Raw genomic sequence first — 19,354 nt, forward strand, 5'->3', positions numbered from 1 at the left:
TGCGACCTCACAGGTCGCGCTCACTTACCCCTTCCTGACTTTTGCCAAACGATAGCCTCTAGCTAATCGTTGGCTTCATGCACACATCCCAAAAACACAGATTGTCCTATATCATTACAAAGATCATTTCTAATTTAACCAGAGCGGGTACTGGCTAACGTGTCCGCTTGAACACAACCTCACTATCCGGTGCATCGACCAAGGACAGCCAGACGGCTTTTATCAGGGGGCTTGGGAGCCAATAACAAGAGACATGAAAAGCGAACGGTATACACTGCTCCGCTTGGTTCCTCATCGAAAAACGAGTCGGTCGGGAGCAGTCAAGGTGTAGTAAATTTTAATGTTCGGGAGCAAGCATGAGCGGATTCAACGATTATCGTCTCCCTTCTCTCGATGCCCTATTGGCATTCGAGGCCGCAGCACAGATGGAGTCTTTTGATCGAGCCGCTGAGTCATTATCGGTTACCAGCAGCGCGCTCAGAAAGCGCATATCGGGCTTAGAGCAGCTTCTCGGTGTACTACTGTTTAATCGCCTCGGTGGTACCGTGACACTCACCGCTCAGGGCCAAGCCTATCTTGAACAGATCACGCCGATACTAGAACAGTTGGTCGCAATCCCAATGCATAGCCGCCTGACCCAGCGAAAGCAGCGGCTCACCATCTGCTGTCCACCGACCTTCGCTCGCCAGATTCTAATTCCTCGTCTTCCAGAGCACAGCGCGGCGCACCCAAACATAGATCTGCAAATTCAACTCTCGGCGCCTCTGGTACGCAGCATCGGCGGTACATGGGATATCAATATCAGTGGCGATAGCGCCAAGGTAGAACCAGAGCACCGACTGCTGGACGAGCAACTGCAGCCCCTGGCAGCACCAGACTTGCTTACCAGATTCGGCTCGCTGCATTTGCTTGACGATATTTCCCGGCTCCCCCTGCTACGCTCACCGCTGGAGCCTTGGCGTCCTTGGTTTAATGAGGCCCAGCTGGATCTGCCAGAACCTCATGTGGGCCCGGTGTTGCTCGACCTGGGCATGATGTTGGAAACAGCAGCGAACGGCCAAGGGGTGGTACTTGCTCGGCCATCGCTGGCTCGGTCGTGGTTGGCTGATGGCAGGTTGGTACCCTTAGGCAAGATTCGTAGCAAACCATCTTTTCACTATGAAGTGAGCGTACTTCAACCTTCGGTAGCGGCCGATGCGTTCGTAGCCTGGCTCAAGCAAATTTGTTGCGAGGCGGTATCCAGCGCCCAGATGCAATTGGAGCACTCGCTCTAACGGAAAAAAACGCCTTGATGACGCGCATTTTTTTCCCCGCTCACTCGCTCCATAACCGCTAGCATCCCCATCAATGTTTTTGGGGAGTGGCCGTATGACCATCATTACTTGCGTAGAAGATCTTCGCCTGTTAGCTCAGCGGCGTGTGCCGAGAATGTTCTATGACTATGTCGACACGGGCTCCTGGACTGAGAGCACTTATCAAGAAAACGAAAGTGACTTTGCGCGGATCAAGTTCCGTCAGCGGGTAGCGCGCAACATCGAAAACCGCTCACTGGAAGCCAAGATGCTTGGAATCGACATGGCAATGCCAGTCGCTATCGCCCCGACCGGGCTCGCTGGCATGATGCACGCCGACGGTGAAATTCTTGCGGCTCGGGCTGCAGCATCGGCGGGCATTCGCTACACCTTATCGACCGTCAGCATTTGCTCGCTGGAGGATATTGCTGATGAGGTGGGATCCCCTTTCTGGTTCCAGTTGTACATCATGCGTGACCGTGACTTTATCGGCCGCTTGATTGATAGAGCAAAAGCCGCAGGTTGTGATGCACTGGTGCTTACTCTTGATCTGCAACTCAGCGGCCAGAGGCACAAAGACCTGAAAAACGGTCTGAGCACCCCTCCTCGGCCAACCCCTGCAAATATCCTGAACATGCTGAGCAAACCCCGCTGGATCAAAGGAATGCTCGGCACCCGCCGACACCACTTCGGCAACATCATGGGGCACGTCAAAGGCGTCGATGACCTGAGCCAGCTTGCTGAGTGGACGTATGATCAATTCGACCCGAGCCTATGCTGGGACGATATTGCCTGGGTCAAGCAGCGCTGGGGTGGAAAACTAGTATTGAAAGGCATTCTGGATGTAGAGGATGCGCGAATGGCAGTCAAGGTCGGTGCCGATGCACTCATCGTGAGTAATCATGGCGGACGTCAACTCGATGGTGCACCTTCGAGCATCAAGATGCTGCCGGCCATTGTTGACGCAGTAGGCAACCAGGTCGAAGTCTGGCTCGATAGCGGTATCCGCAGCGGACAGGACGTGATCAAGGCACTGGCTCTTGGCGCCAAAGGCACTCTAATCGGTAGAGCCCACCTATACGGCCTTGGTGCATCTGGGGAAAAGGGTGTTCGGCAAACACTGGAGATCATTGCCAAAGAGATGGATCTTACAATGGCACTTTGTGGCTATACCGACATCAGCCAAATCAATCACAACATTCTGTTGCCTGGTAGCTACCCGACGCCATAACGAACCCATCAAAATTGCTTTTTTGTATAGTTATGGTGAAAACTTTTTCACCCATTTTTACAGCACTGGTTAATTCTCCGAATTTTCAACTGAAGCGACTTTAGATTAATCCTCAGTATTTCTCTAAAGAGCATCAAAATTATTTCAACTATGAAACTCAGCGCAACCACCTAATCAATTTCAAGAATATAAGCCCATAGTTAATTTTAAGAAGTGATTTAGACATACGAAAAACAGACTCCCAGGGAAGTAATCTTAACAGCAAACGGAATATTAGTTTCTGGAGTACCGCGCACATCAAATGGGTTGGTACTCAGAAAAACAAAAATAATAAACACTCGAGGACAATGCCCTTCCTTTTTATAGGCAAGCATTGCTACGTCCTATTCCTGCCCGCGAAAACCCCACTCTACAAAGGAGTCACGTAATGAGAAAAACTTCACTTATTGGTGCCATGGCACTGTCTCTGATATCACCATTGATTGCCATGGCCGATGGCACGCCCCCTTTGCGCATAGGTATCGAGGCAGCTTACCCGCCCTTCGCCTACAAGACTTCGGAAGGCAAGATAACCGGCTTCGACTACGACATAGGGAACGCCCTATGCGAAGAAATGAAGGTCAAGTGCCAATGGATAGAGCAAGAGTTCGACGGTCTTATTCCTGCCCTTAAAGTCCGTAAGTTCGATGCCGTGCTGTCATCGATAAGCATCACTGAAGAACGTCTCAAGTCGGTGGACTTCACTGATAAATATTACAATACCCCGGCTCGCCTAGCGATGAAAGAAGGTGCCGTGATCAACGATCCATTGACTGATCTGAAAGGTAAGAAAGTCGGTGTGCAACGTGCGTCAACCTTTGATCGCTACGCAAGCCAGGTCCTGGTTCCTGCCGGTGTGGAAGTGGTGCGTTACAGCTCGCAGAACGAGGTCTTTTTAGACTTGGCCGCAGGACGTTTAGACGCCACTCTGGCGGATGCGGTGAACATCGATAATGGCTTTCTGAAGACCGACGCCGGCAAAGGCTTCGCTTTGGCAGGTCCGGCCTTCACTGACAAGAATTACTTCGGTGAGGGTAAAGGTATTGCTGTGCGCAAGGGAGATAAGGTCTTGGCTGAAAAGATCTCCACAGCCATTGCAGCCATCCGGACTAATGGCAAGTATAAAGTAGTCCAGGATAGATACTTCCAGTTCGACGTCTTTGGCGACTAATTACTTCCCCTTGGTAATGGCGCAACTCTCAACTTAGTGATTGCGCCACTTTTTCGTTGAATTGGCAGCGCCCGATATCTCAGAGCGCGTTTTAAGGACTTGAATCATGCTTAATGGCTACGGTTCGACCATACTCGATGGTGCCTGGCTTACGCTGTTATTGGCCCTATCTTCCATATTGCTGGCGATCACTCTTGGCCTGATTGGCGCAGCGCTTCGGTTGTCGCGAATCAAGTGGATGGCGCTTTTGGGTGAAGGCTACGCCACCATCGTGCGAGGCATCCCTGACCTGGTGCTGATTCTATTGGTTTTTTACGGTGGCCAGCAGGTCGTGAACCTCGCAGCGTCGATGGTCGGCCACGAGAACTACATTGATCTCGACCCGTTCTGGTCTGGCGTGTTCACCCTGGGATTAATCTTCGGCGCCTACTTGTCCGAAACCTTCCGCGGTGCCTTTATGGCCATTGCAAAAGGACAGAGCGAGGCAGGAGTTGCCTATGGTATGAGCGACTCTCAGGTTTTTTTCCGTGTATTAGTACCGCAGATGATTCGCTTGGCCATTCCTGGTTTTACCAACAACTGGCTGGTGCTGACCAAGGCTACGGCGCTTATCTCCGTGGTCGGCCTGCAGGACATGATGTTCAAGGCAAAGAGCGCCGCAGATTCGACACACGAACCCTTCACTTTCTATCTGGCAGCGGCAGCGCTTTACCTGGTGCTGACCAGCGTTTCATTGCTGGCACTGCGTGTTTTGGAAAAACGCTACTCCGCGGGTATCAAGGCGGTTGAACTATGATCTTCGACTACAGCGTTATTCTGGAGAACCTACCGCTTTATCTTGCAGGCATGCTGGTAACCCTCAAACTACTCGTGATCTCCCTGACCTTGGGTCTGGTGTCGGCAGTACCGCTGGCACTGATGCGGGTGTCCAGAAACCCGTTGGTAAACCTGCCGGCGTGGCTCTATACCTACGTAATCCGTGGCACACCGATGCTGGTACAACTATTCCTGATCTACTACGGCCTGGCGCAGTTCGAGGCATTACGCGCAAGCGCGCTTTGGCCTTACCTCTCCAACGCCACCTTTTGCGCCTGTATAGCCTTTGCCATAAACACCAGTGCCTACACCGCTGAGATCCTTGCTGGCAGTTTGAAAGCTACACCTCACGGCGAGATAGAGGCGGCAAAAGCTGTCGGCATGTCGCGTGCCAAGCTGTATCGCCGGATCTTGTTACCTTCGGCCCTGCGCCGGGCGCTGCCGCAATACAGCAACGAAGTGATCATGATGCTGCACACCACTTGCCTGGCGTCGATTGTCACACTGATCGACATTACCGGTGCCGCACGCACGGTGAGTTCGCAGTATTACCTGCCGTTTGAGGCCTTCATCACAGCAGGCTTGCTCTACCTTGGCCTGACCCTAATCTTGGTGCGCCTGTTCAAGCACGCCGAGCGCCATTGGCTAGCGTACCTCGCCCCGCGCAAGCACTAGGGAGTGGTGCCAAGCACGCTCAATTCATTACGCGCCTAACCCCCCGCTTCTTCGCGCTGCCTGAACGATGGCTGGCCAAGGTCAGTCGTGAAGCCACCCATCAGGAGCGCGTTCCGAGCGACATGGCCACAGGAGATCGAAACCATGTACAAACTAGAAGTCCAAGACCTGCACAAACGCTACGGTACTCACGAAGTGCTCAAGGGCGTGTCCCTGACCGCCAAGGCTGGTGATGTTATTAGCATCATCGGTTCAAGCGGTTCCGGCAAAAGCACCTTTTTGCGCTGCATCAATATGCTGGAGCAACCTTACGGCGGAAAGATCCTGCTCAACGGCGAAGAGCTGAAGCTAACGCCAAGCAAAGACGGAGCGCTTAGAGCCGCTGACCCCAAACAATTGCAGCGTATGCGCTCGCGCCTGGCAATGGTGTTCCAGCACTTCAACCTCTGGTCACACATGAGTGCCATGGAAAACGTCATGGAAGCTCCCGTACACGTGCTCGGTTTTTCCAAAAGTGAGGCTCGCGACAGGGCCGAACACTACCTGAACAAGGTCGGAGTGGCACACAGGAAAGATGCTTATCCAGGACATATGTCTGGTGGCGAACAGCAACGCGTGGCCATTGCCCGCGCTCTTGCTATGGAGCCGGAAGTGATGCTGTTTGACGAGCCCACGTCGGCGCTAGACCCAGAGCTCGTTGGTGAAGTACTTAAGGTAATGCAAGACCTTGCGCAGGAGGGACGCACTATGGTGGTGGTGACCCACGAAATGGGCTTTGCTCGTGAGGTTTCTAACCATCTGACCTTTTTGCATAAGGGACTGGTAGAAGAGAGCGGTTGCCCTAAGGAAGTGTTGGCAAATCCAGAATCCGAACGGCTCCAGCAATTCCTTTTTGGAAGCTTGAAGTAGTCGGCCGCTTGCATCTCCGTCGTAGAGCGCCTTGGATTGCCTTCCCTACACACTAGCTTTCTAGCTGACAGGCCCAATAACGCCGAGCGAACCACCACGTAATCATTTCCAAAGCACTTTCATGACTTAGACCGTTGCTGTAGTGGTCATTTAGAAACAAAGTAGATCTATCGAAGGCTGAATGCACATGCATTCGGCCAACGTCAAATTATTAGAAACCGTATGTAATCCTCGATGATCAATGACGCCAGAAATGCACGGATTATCGCCTGATTGCATCGGTAATTTGACTGACTGCAAAGGGTCGATTGCTGCCTGTCGCGGAGGGCAGCAATCGGCCATGAGCGGCCACTCGAACACATCACCTGATCGGCTGTTTTGCAGGACGAAGCAGTCACCGATGTTCCGCTGCCAACATTGACCTGAATTGAGAAGTGATCTCTGAAGATAGCCCGGCAGCTTCGAACACTGCGCAGGTGAAGCTAACGGGTGCAGGGCCTGGAGCAGTTATAATGCGGTCTGCAACCACAGCCACTGCACTGCATCGATAAAGCGTGCGCCCCTCATAACCTACGGCATTCTGCTGTAAGAAGTCAGCGCTGTTCGATGTATGAGGAACCGTGTCGAGAAGCCCGGCCCTCGCAAGTGCCAGCGTTCCCCCACAGATACCGGCAATTGTCGCTCCACTTGAACGACTAGCATGAAGAAACTCTCGAATATCCGGTGCTTCTGCACGCTCCCAGACCATTCCTCCAATGACGACAACAACGTCCGGTTTCCAGTCCAGACATTGTTGCAAGCTGCTATCGACAGTTACAGCCAATCCACCCTGCGAGAGGAACTGCCCCGTAGCAGAAGCGAAAAACCTGACGTCGATCCCGTAAAACGGAGACGCAGTTCCAGCAATGAAAGCATATTCCCAGTCCGCAAAACCGGGTGTCAGTATCAATCCCACGCGTGCCATCAGTCAGAATCCTCCATGAATGCCAATAACATATGGCGACAACACACATACATCAAGGGCTGCTATGGGTCGTTTGCTGCCCCTCGCGATAGGTCGTTATCAACCATTTGATGTGCCTACACCTTTGAGGGATATCCGCCCGGCTAACGTCCGTACAAACCCGGAAACCGTACTCAAGCCAGCAACTCACTAATCCACCGCGCCTGCCGGGCGACATCCTGCACCTTCTCCTCAGGCACAGCCTGCCGCGCGCGGGCGAACTGGGTGAGGGTCTGTTGCTTGTGACGCAGGATGCGCTGCCATTTGACCAGGAACGCCGGGGTGCGTGCCTGCATCTGCAGCGGGCCGAAGTACAGTTCTTCGGCGGTGTACGTCACTGGTCCGGCGCGCTCGGCGACGATGATTTCGTAGTCGAAACGGTTTTCGCGCAGCACTTCCTCGCAGAGGATGCGGTAGCCATTTTCCATCAGCCATTGGCGCAGTGGCTGCTCGCCGCCATTGGGCTGCAGGATCAGGCGTTCCTGGCCGCTCAGGTGCGCCTTGCCGCTGTCGAGGATGTCGCGGATCGTCTCGCCGCCCATGCCGCAGAGGCTGATCGCGGTGATCCCGTCGCCCGGTTCGATTGCCGCCAGGCCATCGGCCAGGCGCACGGTGATGTGCTGGTCCAGACCGTTTTCGCGCACGGTGCGTTCGGCCGAGTGGAACGGTGTCAATGCCACCTCGCCCGCCACCGCCGATGCGATGGCGCCACGGCGCATCAACGCCACCGGCAAGTAGGCATGATCCGAGCCGATATCGGCCAGGCGCGCACCGGCTGGCATATGCGCAGCCACGCGCTCCAGGCGCATGGACAATGTCTGTTCGTTCAACTGCAGGTCCTTTTCACCACGGATGTCCGGCACCGTTGGCATAAGTGCGGGCCGCACATGATGCTTGGTGAGGGTGGCAGGGTAAAGCGCCGGCGCGGGTTGTGTGATGAACTGCCTGTCGTCTTGCCTTCGGGTAGACAGGCTTGAACGGTTGAGTCGCCCTACTCCCGATCTTTCGTCGTACGGATGAGGTTGCCCCGTAACTTCACGATTGCCTGCTGCAATTGCACGAAGTCGTCGGCATCCAGACCGGTTTGCGGGAAGCCGTCTTCGGAGAGACCTTCACGCAATTTTCGCCCCTCTTTTGTGAGGCTGATCCGCACCTGGCGTTCGTCTTCCGGGTCGCGCTGGCGTAGCACATACCCCATGGCTTCCAACTTCTTCAGGATCGGAGTGAGGGTGTTGGATTCCAGGAACAGTTTTTCGCCGAGGCTGCCAACGGTCTGGTTGTCTTCCTCCCACAGCGCCACGAGGGTGATGTATTGCGTGTAGGTGAGTCCGAGCCGTTCGAGCATTGGCTTGTAAGCCTTGCCGAAGGCGAGGTTGGAGGAATAGACCGCAAAACACAGGAAGTCGGAAAGTTTCAGGTCGAGGGCGGATGTCTTTTCAGTGGGTTTCATGAGCATTCTCCGGGCCAAAGACAAATGGATCGCAAGGCCCGACTATACATCGCATGCGATGGTGTCGGAAGTGCTCGTTCCTCTGATGTTCGTTATCCAAGTGCAGCAGGCCGGTGACGGTCGACGCACGGCTCACCAGGGAGTCGTGCGTCGACGGACACTGCCGCCGTCAGCATCAAGTCTTCATGCTTTGGGCTTTTCACTTACCTCAGCGACTTGAACCCGGCTTTTTATATCGACTCACGACGTCTGAACATTCAAATACACATCAATGTTGCCGCGCGTGGCCTTCGAGTACGGGCAAATTTGATCCGCCGCATGTGCAACAGCGCAAGCGACCTCATAAGGCAGGCCTGGCAGGTTGACGTTGAACCCGGCCTGCAGGAAGTAAGCATTCCCGGTTTGCCCCAGATCAATCTCGATGTCGACGGACACGTCGGCCGGAATAGCCACCTTCAACTCTTTGGCCGCAAGGCCAAGCGCTGCGATGTAGCAAGCCGACCATGCGCCGGCAAACAACTGCTCGGCCGTCGGGTGCGGCTGGGTGGCGGCAAATACGTGGGCCGGTTTGGCGCTCCCCGGCGTTGAGAGTTCGATGTCGAGGTTGCCGTTGTGCCCGCGCGAATTGTTGCCGGAGCTGCTCAGGGTGGTGTGAGTCTTGCCGGTAGCCAAGACTTTTTCGATTTTGCTCATCAGTGATTCCTTGAGTTTTTTATTAAAGTCAAATAGCACAAAAGATACGTAACTATATGACTTGGCTCATTTTATAGACGAGATCAGAGCGCCGGGAATGACGGAAAAACCGATCACCTTCGGCTTTTCCGACCACCTTGCTGCCCTTCGCCAGTTGAGATGAAGCCCATCACCGCTCGTCGCCAAGTCGCGACAGGATCTTTGACATCAAGGGGTTTTTGCTTGAATATTAATACATCGCATACGATCTAATCGATAGCGATAACAAGCCACTACATCCCTTGCCGTTTGGAGAATCCGCCATGAACACCGCAAGCAGCCGCACAATCTCTATCTCTCACGCTGCCCATGGCCACAACGGCAACAACTGGATCACTGCTGCATGAAACTGATCCAGCTTCGGGCGTTCTGCTCAGTGGTCGACATGGGCAGTTTTCGTTCGGCGGCGCGAACGCTGGAAGCGGCTCAAAGCACCTTGACCGAGTCGATTCAAAGTCTGGAAAGAGAACTGGGGGCCATCTTGTTGGTGCGCTCCAATCAAGGCATCAGCCTGACCCTGGCCGGCAAGGTTTTCCTGACCAGGGCACGCTCGATCATTCTGGATTGTGATCGCGCAGTACAGGACGTCCGACAATGCAACGGTGCGCCCGAAGGTCAGATCGCATTGGGTGTCACGACGGAGCCCTTGGCTGCGTGCCTGATGCCGGTCTTCAACAGTTTTACCCGCCGATTTCCAAACGTGCAGTTGCACGTCGCCGGTGGCCAGACGAAGAAGTTGATCGAAATGATTCGCGCGGGCCGGCTCGACTTTGTGATGTGTCCACTGAGTGCCGACGTTTGCGATATCGACTTGCAGATTGAGCGGCTTTACCGCTCGAAAGCCAGCGTCATTGCGCGCAAGGGGCATCCCCTGGCGGAGGCTCGCTCAGTGCGCGACCTCGCCGACTGCCAGTGGATCAGCGTCCGCCCGGCGGGGATTGCCGGTAGCGCGGAGAAGCAACTGATCGAGCTGTTCAAAGCCCAAGGCTTGCCGCCCCCGAAGATCGCGATCACGACCGAGTCGCTGCTGGAAATGCTGCACATCATCTCCGAGACAGACTACCTGACCATTGAGCCCGGCATGCTTGCCGGCATGAAGCTGTTTTCCTCGTCGCTGACCAGCATTTCGATTCGCGAGCCGCTGGAGTCGTGCGAGGTGTGCCTGATCAGCCGTCGAGTGTCACCCTTCACCCAAGTGACACAAGAACTGACCAGCATGCTGATTTCGTACTCACGCTTGCGTCACCGAGCCAAGGGGTGAGGCTCGAGTCGTCATTCACGCGCGTCCATTACCGTCACCAGAATCCTGATCGCTCACGCCTGAAAGTGGTCCCCATGCGAAGTTCTCAGTATCCTGCGCAACACTGAAAACGCGTGACACAAGGAAGTCCCCATGTTTATCCATCGCAGTTGCATCACCTTGCTGGCGAGTCTGATGCCGTCGCTGTGCATGGCGAGTTCGTTTTCCATAGATTCTCGCTCCGAGAGTCTCTACCAACAGGCTGTCCCGTATCTGCAGCAAGCCAATAGCAAGCTTGAAGCGGTGCCTTCCAATTTTCCCACGGCGAGTGCCGAGGAGAAGCAGCGCTCAATGGCGCTGGTCGACGAAGCGGGAGTGTTGCTCAGGCCTGCGATCACATTGCTGGAGCAAGCCGCAGCGCTTGAGCATCCGGTAGCGCAGTATCGTCTGGCGTTGATCTACGTGATGCTCCATCCGAGCGACGTGATAAAGGAGAAGGCTTGCCCCTTGTTCGAACAAAGTCTGGTACATGGCTTTGCTCCAGCGGCACTCGAGATTTCGTCCTGGTGTGTGGCGTTCACGGACACCGTCCAATACCAGACAGCGCTGCAGGCGATCGAGGCCAGCATGCCCCTCTATGAGAAATACTTTCCGCAGCCGGTTGTAAAGCTTGAGTGTCGACGCGAAGAGCCCGTGGGCATGGCAATGCAATGGGGCAGCAGCCGTGATTATCAAGCGGAGATTTACCGGCTGCAGGGTGACAGTAACCGCGCGCAGCGCTGGGAGTTTTACCAGAAAGCGCTCGATATCAATGACTGCTACAGGGTGAAACGGCGCATGGCGAGTCGTACCTGACCTGCGCCCCCTGAACTGAAGGGCGGTGAATGGTGAAACGAAACCGGTGACGGCTATAACCGCCGTCTACCGGTTCAACCTCTCAAGCCAGCCGATTACAGATCGGTGATTTCCTTGTGGCGCGGTACCAGCAGTTTCATCACGCTCCACGCCACCAGGTAGGCCACCGCACAGATGGCGAACATGATCATGTAGCCGGTATGAATATCGTTGATCGATTTGTAGTAGTCGAACACCCAACCACCAAGCTTCGTCATCGCAACACCGCCCATGCCGCCGGCCAAACCGCCAATGCCGACCACTGACGCGATGGATTTTTGCGGGAACATGTCAGACACGGTGGTGAAGATGTTGCACGACCACGCCTGATGCGCCGACGCCCCGATGCCGATCAATATCACCGGTACCCAAAAGCTGATGTAACCCAGTGGCTGAGCCAGCAACACCAGCAGCGGGAAGAAGGCGATGACCAGCATGGCTTTCATCCGGCCGTCATACGGCGCATCGCCACGTGCCATGAAATAGCTCGGGAACCAGCCGCCGCCGATGCTGCCGACCATGGTCATGCTGTACAGCACGGCCAAAGGCAACACGATGGCCGCGCCCTTCATGCCGTACTGCGCCGACAGGTAGGTTGGCAGCCAGAACAGGAAGAACCACCACACACCGTCGGTCATGAATTTACCGAAGGCGAACGCCCAGGTCTGACGGCAGGTCAGCAACTTGAACCACGAGACTTTTTTCTCCGCAACGCCCGGTGCCGGGGTGGCAATCACCTGCGCATCGCTGCGAATGAAGGCCAGTTCCTCAGCCGAGAGGCGTTTTTGATTTTCAGGTTTTTCGTACAGCGCAATCCACACGGCCACCCAGACAAAGCCCAGCATGCCGATCACGATGAACGCCGCTTCCCAACCCCACAGAGCGGCAATCAGCGGCACGCAGATCGGCGCCAGGATCGCGCCCACGTTGGCGCCGGAGTTGAAGATACCGGTGGCGAAGGAGCGTTCCTTCTTCGGGAAGTATTCGGCCGTGGCCTTGATCGCGATCGGGAAGTTACCCGCCTCGCCTATCGCCAGCACGGCGCGGGACAGCATGAAACCGGCGATCGAGACCGGGATCACCGCAAGGCCGAACGCACTGCTCACCGCCGCGATGCCCTCGCCCATCGGCACTGAAAAGGCATGCATCATGGCGCCGGTCGACCAGACAGCGATCGCGATGATGTAGGCCTTCTTGGTGCCGATCTTGTCGACGAAACGGCCGGCAAACAGCATGGATATCGCGTACACAAACTGGAAAACGGAAGCGATGTTGGCGTAGTCGCTGTTGCTCCAGCCAAATTGCGTCGACAGATCCGGCGCCAACAGGCTGAGCACCTGGCGGTCGAGGTAGTTGACGGTGGTGGCGAAGAACAACAGTGCACAGATCGTCCAGCGATATTTGCCGACGGACTGGCCGACACGTTGCGCATTGATGGGCTCGTTCAGATTCATGGCATCACTTTATTATTGGATTGTGGTGATGATCTCTCGGTTTCAAGCGAGATCAATTCTTACGCGCAGCGAACTGCTCTGTGGCTATCGTCAGACGAGTAGCACGTGCAATCGGGAGGTTGCTACAGATAACGGGGATGACTGAGCGCCTGGGCAGGCAATCAGGACCGGACCACAAGAAGCGGTATGCGGGAAGGCTGGAAAGCGGATTGAGTTCATGATGGGACCCGGTTTTTGTTTTTAGGGGTGTAACATCGTATGTCGTCGTACAACTGCGCCTTTTATAACGATTCCCCTACCCGGCTGTCAATCCGGAAAATGGCCGTTCGTCTCGACAGACAACCCGCCGAACGGCAAAGGCTGTGCCGCCCTTGAAGAGATTAGTGGTCCGGGTGTGACCGTGGGTATTTGAAAATCATATAGTCGTACGACAACGCATATCGTGACGAACACTTGAATGGTAGGAGCGAGCCTGCTCGCGATGGTCGTGAACGAAAACGCGTGTTATCTGGATAAACGCGGTGTTCTGAAGTCCATCGTCGGAACGCCGCCCGGAGCCGGCTCGCTCCTACAAGTATTGAGGGTGCTTATTTGACCAGCCGTTTTTCCTTCGACGGCCTGTACCCGAAATACGAGCTGTAGCACTTGCTGAAATGACTCGGTGACACAAAACCACAGGCCACCAGCACATCCACCTGGGACAGTTCCGTGTGTTGCAGCAGGCGCCGCGCTTCGGTAATCCGCAATTCCATGTAATAGCGTTGAGGCGTGGTGCCGAGTTGCTCCTTGAACAAACGCTCAAGCTGGCGGCGAGAACGGCCGGCGTAGACAGCCAACTGCTCCAGCTCCAGAGGCTCTTCGAGGTTGGCGTCCATCAGCTTCACCACCTCGCGCAAGGGTGCGCTCACGCAGACATTTTCCGTCGGTTTGATCCGCCGGTAACGCGACTCTTCGAACGCGAGGATGTCCTCGATCCCTTCGACAAGAGCCTTGTCGTGCAAGCTCTTGATCCAGTCCAGCGCCATGTGGAACGCGCCCGAAGGACTGGACGCCGTGAGCCGGTCCCGATCAATGACAAAAGGCTCGCTGGTGACATGCGCCGCTTTCGCCACTTCCGCGAGCGCGGGGCGATGTTCGGGATGAATCGCGCAGCGATAGCCGTCGAGCAAGCCGGCACTCCCGAGGAACCAGGCGCCATTCCACAATCCGGCCAGGCTCACGCCATGGTCGGCGGCCGCTCTCAACAGACTGGTCAACTCGTCAGAGGCCTTCAGCTCGGTCCTGTAGCCACCACAAATGACCAACAGATCGAGGTCGTGCACGACGGAGCAATCAATGCGCGCATCCGGCCGGATGACCAGCCCCAGATCGCTGATGACCTCCCCGTCGTGCAAGCCGAACGTGCGCGACGAGAACAGTTTTGGCCGTAGCAGATTCGCCGTGATGATCGTATCCAGTGCCTGCGTAAATGCCGGCAGCGAAAAATGTTCGAGCAGCAAAAAGCCTGTCCGTGTCAGTTGAACAGGCTCGTCGGGGTTGTCGTTCAGATAGCGAAGATTTTTCCCCTTCATGCCTCCGCTAAATTGGCGTCGTTCGATCAAAGTTTTAGGCACTCGGTTACGGCGTAGATAAAACCTAATGCTACCTGCTGACGCTCAAAACACCCTAGCGCCATTTACACCTCTTCACGCCAACTGAAAGCCATGACGAAGCGGGTCCTTGTCATCGACAAAAATGGTGTTGTGCCCGGTAATCTGCGCCCAGCCACCGATGCTGGGGCGAATGCCGTCGAATGGGCCGACTCTCTCCGCAGACTCGACTTTGCCTTCGAAAATCGTGCCGATCAGGCTCTCATTACGGAACGTCTCGCCCACGCGCAACCGGCCCTTCCCCACCAGTTGCGCCATCCGCGCCGACGTCCCGGTGCCGCCGGGAGAGCGGTCAATCGCTTTGTCGCCGTAGAACACCGCACTGCGGCCATCGGCGGCGGTGCCGTGTTCGTCGTCGCACCAGATGACATGGTGAACGCCACTGATCCGGCTGTTTTCGGGATGCACGGGATCACACACGCCTGCTAATGCCGAGCGAAGTTTCTGACTCAGGCTGACGATGTCTGCGGTCGTCATCCCCGTCAGGCCGGCCCAACTTTCTTGCGGTTCAACCACTGCATAGAAATTGCCGCCATAGGCAATGTCGACGGTGAAGGTTCCAACGCCCGGCACCTCGACCACCACGTCGGCGCTGTGCAGGTAGCTGGCCACGTTGAACAGTCGGATCGAGTCCACGTATTCGCCGCTCATGACGTAATCGACATCGACGCGCCCGGCCGGTGTTTCGATGGCCAGCCGGCCCGGTTCGCGCGGCGTGACCAACCCCTCTTCAATCACCACGGTGGACAAGCCGATCGTACCCGCCCCGCACATTGGCAGGCAGCCGCTGACTTCGATGAACAACGCGCCAAAATCACAATCGTCGCGGTTCGACGGGTAGATGATCACGCCGGACATGATGTCGTGCCCACGGGGTTCGAACATCAGCGCGGTGCGAACCCAGTCATGGTCGCGCACGAAAATCTCACGGCGTTCGGCCATCGAAACGGACGGCAGCAGAGGCCCGCCGCCGGTCACGACCCGCACCGGGTTCCCGCACGCATGGGAGTCGACACAAAAAAAACTACGTCTCATTCTGAAGGTCTCTCAAAGAAGTGCGCGTGGGGAGTGACGCTGCAACGCGCCGCGTGTCAGCCGGTCCAGCAACAGAGCCACCGCGACGATCGCCAGACCGGCACGCAGCCCCAGGCCCATCTCCATTCTGGAGAGACCTCGCGTCACTTCGGCACCGAGTCCACCGGCACCAACCAGGCCCGCCAACACCACCATCGCCAGGGACATGAGAATGCATTGGTTGAGCCCGACCAACAGCGTCGGCGCGGCGGTCGGCAGTTCGATCTTGAACAGAATGTCCCGGGGTGAAGCGCCGGACGCCTGGCCCAGTTCCAGCAGGTCTTTCGGCAACTGTTTGAACGCCAGGGTGGTCAGCCTGAGCATCGGCGGAATGCCGTAGACGATGGTCGCGATAATCGCCGGCACTCGCCCGAGGCTGAACAGCATCACGGCGGGAATCAGGTAAACCCACGGTGGCACGGTTTGCATGATGTTGAGGATCGGCAGGAAGGCTTCATCCACGCGTTTTACCCGTGCCGCCAATACACCGAGCGGAAAGGCGATGGCCACCGAGATCAACACCGCCACCGAGACCAGCGCGATGGTTTGCATGGAGGCCGCCCAAAGGCCGGCGAACAGGCAAAACGCCAACATCAAGGCGGCAAACACCGCGACGCGTTTGTTGGCGAAAAAGAACGCGCCGACCACGACGATGGCGATGAACAGATAAGGATGCGGCGCCAGCAACGCGGACTCCACCGCGCCCAGCACCGCCTCGATGACTTGGCTGATGCCTTTGAACACACCGTGCAGATTGGCGTTCAGCCAATCGACTGCGGGCGCCAGGAATTCGCCTGGGGAAAATTGCAGTTCTGAGGCACTCATTGGCTTTCTCCCATCCGCGAGCGGGCAGCGTGCTGCGCCAACCGGTCCAGAATCATGGTCAGAATGACGATGGCGATGGCCGCGTTGATCGACTTGGCGATATCCAGTGTGCGAACGGCGCCGTAGATCGATTCACCCAACCCGCCGGAGCCGACGATGCCGGCGATAACCACCATGCCGAACGCCATCATCAAGCTCTGGTTCACCCCGGCCATGATGCTGGGCTTGGCGAACGGCAGGCGAATCTTGAAAAACATTTGCCAGCCGGTGACACCACTGGCATCGCCCAGCTCGATGAACTCTCGCGGGGTCATCCGAATCCCCAGGGATGTCAGGCGTATCGCCGGCGGCACGGCCACGATAAAAGTCGCCAGCAGTGCGGTGGCCGGGCCGTAGCCCAGCAGCGCGATGGCCGGCAACAGGTAGATGTAGGGCGGCATGGTCTGGATCAGGTCCAGCACCGGATCGACCACGCGATCAACCGACGGTGCGAGACCGGCCAGCACGCCCAATGGAATCGCGACCACCAGCGCCAGTACGGTGGCCGTCAGCACCAGCGCAAGCGTGCTGACCGTCTCTGGCCACAAGCCGATCACGTCGCAGAACACCAGCGCGAGGCCCGCGAGAATCGCGAACCGGGCGCCCACCACCCGCCATCCGATCAGGGCGATGGCCAGCGCGACGAGGTAATACGGCGGATAGGCAATGCACCAAAGCACACTTTTATAAACGCCCGTCAGCAGTGCATTGACGCCGTCGAACAAAAACTCGCCATGGTCCGAGAGCCATTCCAGGCTCGAGTCGATGGTCGCGTCGAATTGATCGGAAAAGTCCGGAATGCTCATGTCGATGCCTCCAGAACGGTGTCGGTTGTTGAGGCCGAGAATTCATTCGGAATGCCCTGAACGCCGCGAAGCAGATCGCGCGGCGTAATGATGCCCACCACCACGCCGTTGTCGATGACTGCCAGCGCGTCGCGCTCGGACTTCATCGTCAATCCGATCAGTTCGTTGATGTCTGCGCCCAGCGAAGTCTTGCTCAGCCTGGAAATGTCGCATCCCGGGTTTGCGACCTTGAAAGGCTCGACCGGCGTCATGACCGAGTGAGCCTTGACCAGGTGGAGCCGGGAAATACCTGCCACAAACTCCGCGACATAATCGTCCGCCGGGTTAAGCACGATTTCCTCGGCGGTGCCGACCTGGATGATCACGCCATCCTTCATGATTGCGATGCGATCACCGATGCGGATGGCCTCGTCCAGGTCGTGAGTGATGAAAACCGCGGACTTGCCAAGCTCCTTGGTCAGCTGTCGAAACTCGTCCTGCAACTGCCGGCGAATCAATGGATCAAGCGCACTGAACGGTTCATCCATCAAAATCACTTCAGGGTCGGCGGTAATCGCACGGGCCAGGCCGACACGTTGCTGCATGCCGCCAGACAACTCCGTGGGGTAACGCGATGACCATTCGCTCAGCCCCACTTTGGCCAGTGCCTGCTCGGCCACTTTGTACCGCTCAGCCTTGCCGACGCCCTGCACTTCCAGACCGAATGCCGTGTTCTCCAGCACCGTTCGATTGGGCAACAACGCCACACTCTGGAAGACCATGCCGATGTGACGCGCCCTCACCTCTCGAAGCTGCGCCGGTGTCAGGGAAGACAGGTCCTTGCCTTTGACCAGCACTTTGCCTGAGCTCGGTGTGATCAGTTTGTTGAGGAGCCTGATCAAGGTGGATTTGCCACTGCCGGACAAGCCCATGATGCAGAAGATTTCGCCTCTTCGAACCTGGAGGCTGACGTCGGAGACCCCGACCACACAGCCGTAGTTTTGCAGGATCTGAGTCTTGGTCAGCCCTTGCTGAGTGACAGCGTTCATCGCTGCCGGTGCGGCTTTCCCGAAGATTTTCCAGACTGACTGGCAATCTATCAGCACTTCGTTAGTGTCTATTTTGGCCGTTGTCATTTTCGTAACCCGTGAACCAGTTTTCTGGTTTCTCTAATGAATCAAAGGGCGGCAGTGGCGTAAGGCATCAGCAATCAGTTCTTGATATTTTCCCAGCGCTTTAGCAGCTCGCTGTGGCTATCGGTCCAGCCCTTGATGGCCTGTTCCATGGTCTTGCCATCTTTGACTTCGGCGTTCATCGCGGTGATGTCGGCGATTGGCACGTACACGCTCGCCATCAGTTCACGCGCACGCGGATTGCTTTCAGCGAAGCCTTTGTGGCCGATCCAGTAGTAGCCTTGCAGCGGCGGGAAGATGCCTTTTGGATCTTTCAGGAATTTGAGATCGAATTTCTTGGTCATCCAGGACGGATCCCAAACGGTGACGACCACCGGCTCTTTACGGTCGACTGCCGATTTCAACGCCGCCGTCATTGCCGTGGTACTGCCTTCCACCAGTTTCAGCTTGAGGTCATAGGCCTTAACCACATTGGTCGCATCGTTCATCAGGCCGGAACCCGGTTCGATACCGATGATCTTGCCGCCCAGTTTTTCCGAATTGGCGTTCAACTGGTCGATGGAATCGATGTCGACATAACTCGGTACCGCAAGCCCTTGGTAGAGGCCAAACGAAACCGGCGAGAGTTTCTCGATTTTGTTCTTGTTTTTGTTCCAGTAATCGTTTGCCGCGTAGTCCGTTTGCGACGCCAGCACTTGAACATCACCTTTGCTTAATGCCGCATAAGCGATGCCCCACTCGGAAAACTCCACAACTTTTACGGTATAACCAGAGTCTTCAAGCACTTTCTTGGTAATACCCGTAATTGGCGTCAAGTCCTCCCACGTCATAGTACCCATGGTGATATTTTTTTCTTCGGCGTGAACTGGCAAACACATAACGCCGGCCACAGCGACAGCGCAGACTGCCTTCCAAATCTTTTTCATGGCGTGCTCCGATCTAC

The 19,354-nt window shown here is 56.2% G+C and carries 19 protein-coding genes; 8 read left to right on the forward strand and 11 right to left on the reverse strand.

Going from position 1 to position 19,354, the window contains the following annotated elements; translation table 11 throughout:
• Window positions 1-356: 356 nt before the first annotated feature.
• The 6 genes from ACM6IO_RS14850 (at window position 357) to ACM6IO_RS14875 (ending at window position 6,133) form a co-directional block, all read left to right on the forward strand.
• Window positions 357-1,274 carry a LysR substrate-binding domain-containing protein gene (locus ACM6IO_RS14850; protein ID WP_414911749.1) on the forward strand — a complete coding sequence of 306 codons (918 nt, stop codon included), beginning with the start codon at window positions 357-359 and terminating at the stop codon, window positions 1,272-1,274.
• 94 nt (window positions 1,275-1,368) lie between these two features.
• Window positions 1,369-2,523 (forward strand): alpha-hydroxy acid oxidase, encoded by a 1,155-nt coding sequence (locus ACM6IO_RS14855; RefSeq protein WP_192228226.1) that lies wholly within the window; start codon window positions 1,369-1,371, stop codon window positions 2,521-2,523.
• A 427-nt stretch (window positions 2,524-2,950) separates the two neighbouring features.
• Window positions 2,951-3,733 carry an ABC transporter substrate-binding protein gene (locus tag ACM6IO_RS14860; RefSeq protein WP_192228227.1) on the forward strand — a complete coding sequence of 261 codons (783 nt, stop codon included), beginning with the start codon at window positions 2,951-2,953 and terminating at the stop codon, window positions 3,731-3,733.
• A gap of 106 nt (window positions 3,734-3,839) precedes the next feature.
• Window positions 3,840-4,529, forward strand: coding sequence for an ABC transporter permease (locus ACM6IO_RS14865; RefSeq protein ID WP_414911750.1), 690 nt, complete (start codon window positions 3,840-3,842; stop codon window positions 4,527-4,529).
• On the forward strand, window positions 4,526-5,224 hold the full coding sequence (locus tag ACM6IO_RS14870) for an ABC transporter permease (protein ID WP_192228229.1): 699 nt from the start codon (window positions 4,526-4,528) through the stop codon (window positions 5,222-5,224). The genes ACM6IO_RS14865 and ACM6IO_RS14870 overlap by 4 nt, the downstream gene beginning before the upstream one ends.
• Before the next feature lie 144 nt (window positions 5,225-5,368).
• The gene (locus tag ACM6IO_RS14875; RefSeq protein WP_192228230.1) at window positions 5,369-6,133 is read left to right on the forward strand and encodes an ABC transporter ATP-binding protein; all 765 of its coding nucleotides are present in this window, start codon (window positions 5,369-5,371) and stop codon (window positions 6,131-6,133) included.
• 394 nt (window positions 6,134-6,527) lie between these two features.
• Here the strand turns inward: ACM6IO_RS14875 and ACM6IO_RS14880 are convergent, their stop codons facing one another.
• From ACM6IO_RS14880 to ACM6IO_RS14895, 4 genes are all read right to left on the reverse strand, one after another.
• Window positions 6,528-7,097, reverse strand: coding sequence for a DJ-1/PfpI family protein (locus ACM6IO_RS14880; RefSeq protein WP_207286548.1), 570 nt, complete (start codon window positions 7,095-7,097; stop codon window positions 6,528-6,530).
• A 173-nt stretch (window positions 7,098-7,270) separates the two neighbouring features.
• The gene (locus ACM6IO_RS14885) at window positions 7,271-7,966 is read right to left on the reverse strand and encodes a tRNA (adenine(22)-N(1))-methyltransferase (RefSeq protein WP_318652974.1); all 696 of its coding nucleotides are present in this window, start codon (window positions 7,964-7,966) and stop codon (window positions 7,271-7,273) included.
• A gap of 161 nt (window positions 7,967-8,127) precedes the next feature.
• Window positions 8,128-8,586 (reverse strand): MarR family winged helix-turn-helix transcriptional regulator, encoded by a 459-nt coding sequence (locus ACM6IO_RS14890; RefSeq protein ID WP_008033385.1) that lies wholly within the window; start codon window positions 8,584-8,586, stop codon window positions 8,128-8,130.
• Between the two features lie 240 nt (window positions 8,587-8,826).
• Entirely contained in the window at window positions 8,827-9,279 is a 453-nt protein-coding gene (locus tag ACM6IO_RS14895) for an Ohr family peroxiredoxin (protein ID WP_192228233.1), read from the reverse strand.
• Between the two features lie 382 nt (window positions 9,280-9,661).
• On the opposite strand from ACM6IO_RS14895, the gene ACM6IO_RS14900 reads away from it, so the two are divergent.
• Together ACM6IO_RS14900 and ACM6IO_RS14905 are read left to right on the forward strand one after the other, a co-directional pair.
• Window positions 9,662-10,579 (forward strand): LysR substrate-binding domain-containing protein, encoded by a 918-nt coding sequence (locus ACM6IO_RS14900; RefSeq protein ID WP_192228234.1) that lies wholly within the window; start codon window positions 9,662-9,664, stop codon window positions 10,577-10,579.
• A 132-nt stretch (window positions 10,580-10,711) separates the two neighbouring features.
• Window positions 10,712-11,413 (forward strand): hypothetical protein, encoded by a 702-nt coding sequence (locus ACM6IO_RS14905; RefSeq protein WP_192228235.1) that lies wholly within the window; start codon window positions 10,712-10,714, stop codon window positions 11,411-11,413.
• Between the two features lie 95 nt (window positions 11,414-11,508).
• On the opposite strand, the gene ACM6IO_RS14910 is transcribed toward ACM6IO_RS14905, so the two are convergent.
• The 7 genes from ACM6IO_RS14910 to ACM6IO_RS14940 all read right to left on the reverse strand — a co-directional run bounded on the left by ACM6IO_RS14910 (window position 11,509) and on the right by ACM6IO_RS14940 (window position 19,337).
• Window positions 11,509-12,906, reverse strand: a complete 1,398-nt coding sequence (locus ACM6IO_RS14910; protein WP_414911751.1) for an MFS transporter — start codon at window positions 12,904-12,906, stop codon at window positions 11,509-11,511.
• A gap of 587 nt (window positions 12,907-13,493) precedes the next feature.
• Entirely contained in the window at window positions 13,494-14,477 is a 984-nt protein-coding gene (locus tag ACM6IO_RS14915; RefSeq protein ID WP_008038798.1) for a GlxA family transcriptional regulator, read from the reverse strand.
• 114 nt (window positions 14,478-14,591) lie between these two features.
• Window positions 14,592-15,590 (reverse strand): 4-hydroxyproline epimerase, encoded by a 999-nt coding sequence (locus tag ACM6IO_RS14920; protein WP_223553196.1) that lies wholly within the window; start codon window positions 15,588-15,590, stop codon window positions 14,592-14,594.
• A 12-nt stretch (window positions 15,591-15,602) separates the two neighbouring features.
• A complete protein-coding gene (locus ACM6IO_RS14925) occupies window positions 15,603-16,454 on the reverse strand; it encodes an ABC transporter permease (RefSeq protein ID WP_008033394.1) in 852 nt (283 codons plus the stop codon).
• On the reverse strand, window positions 16,451-17,299 hold the full coding sequence (locus tag ACM6IO_RS14930) for an ABC transporter permease (RefSeq protein ID WP_008038802.1): 849 nt from the start codon (window positions 17,297-17,299) through the stop codon (window positions 16,451-16,453). Before ACM6IO_RS14930 ends, ACM6IO_RS14925 begins: the two co-directional genes overlap by 4 nt.
• The gene (locus tag ACM6IO_RS14935; protein ID WP_008033396.1) at window positions 17,296-18,414 is read right to left on the reverse strand and encodes a quaternary amine ABC transporter ATP-binding protein; all 1,119 of its coding nucleotides are present in this window, start codon (window positions 18,412-18,414) and stop codon (window positions 17,296-17,298) included. The genes ACM6IO_RS14930 and ACM6IO_RS14935 overlap by 4 nt, the downstream gene beginning before the upstream one ends.
• 74 nt (window positions 18,415-18,488) lie before the next feature.
• Window positions 18,489-19,337 (reverse strand): glycine betaine ABC transporter substrate-binding protein, encoded by an 849-nt coding sequence (locus ACM6IO_RS14940; RefSeq protein ID WP_008038804.1) that lies wholly within the window; start codon window positions 19,335-19,337, stop codon window positions 18,489-18,491.
• Window positions 19,338-19,354: the final 17 nt, after the last annotated feature.

The organism is Pseudomonas sp. IT-P44 (assembly GCF_949768225.1).
GTDB lineage: Bacteria > Pseudomonadota > Gammaproteobacteria > Pseudomonadales > Pseudomonadaceae > Aquipseudomonas > Aquipseudomonas migulae.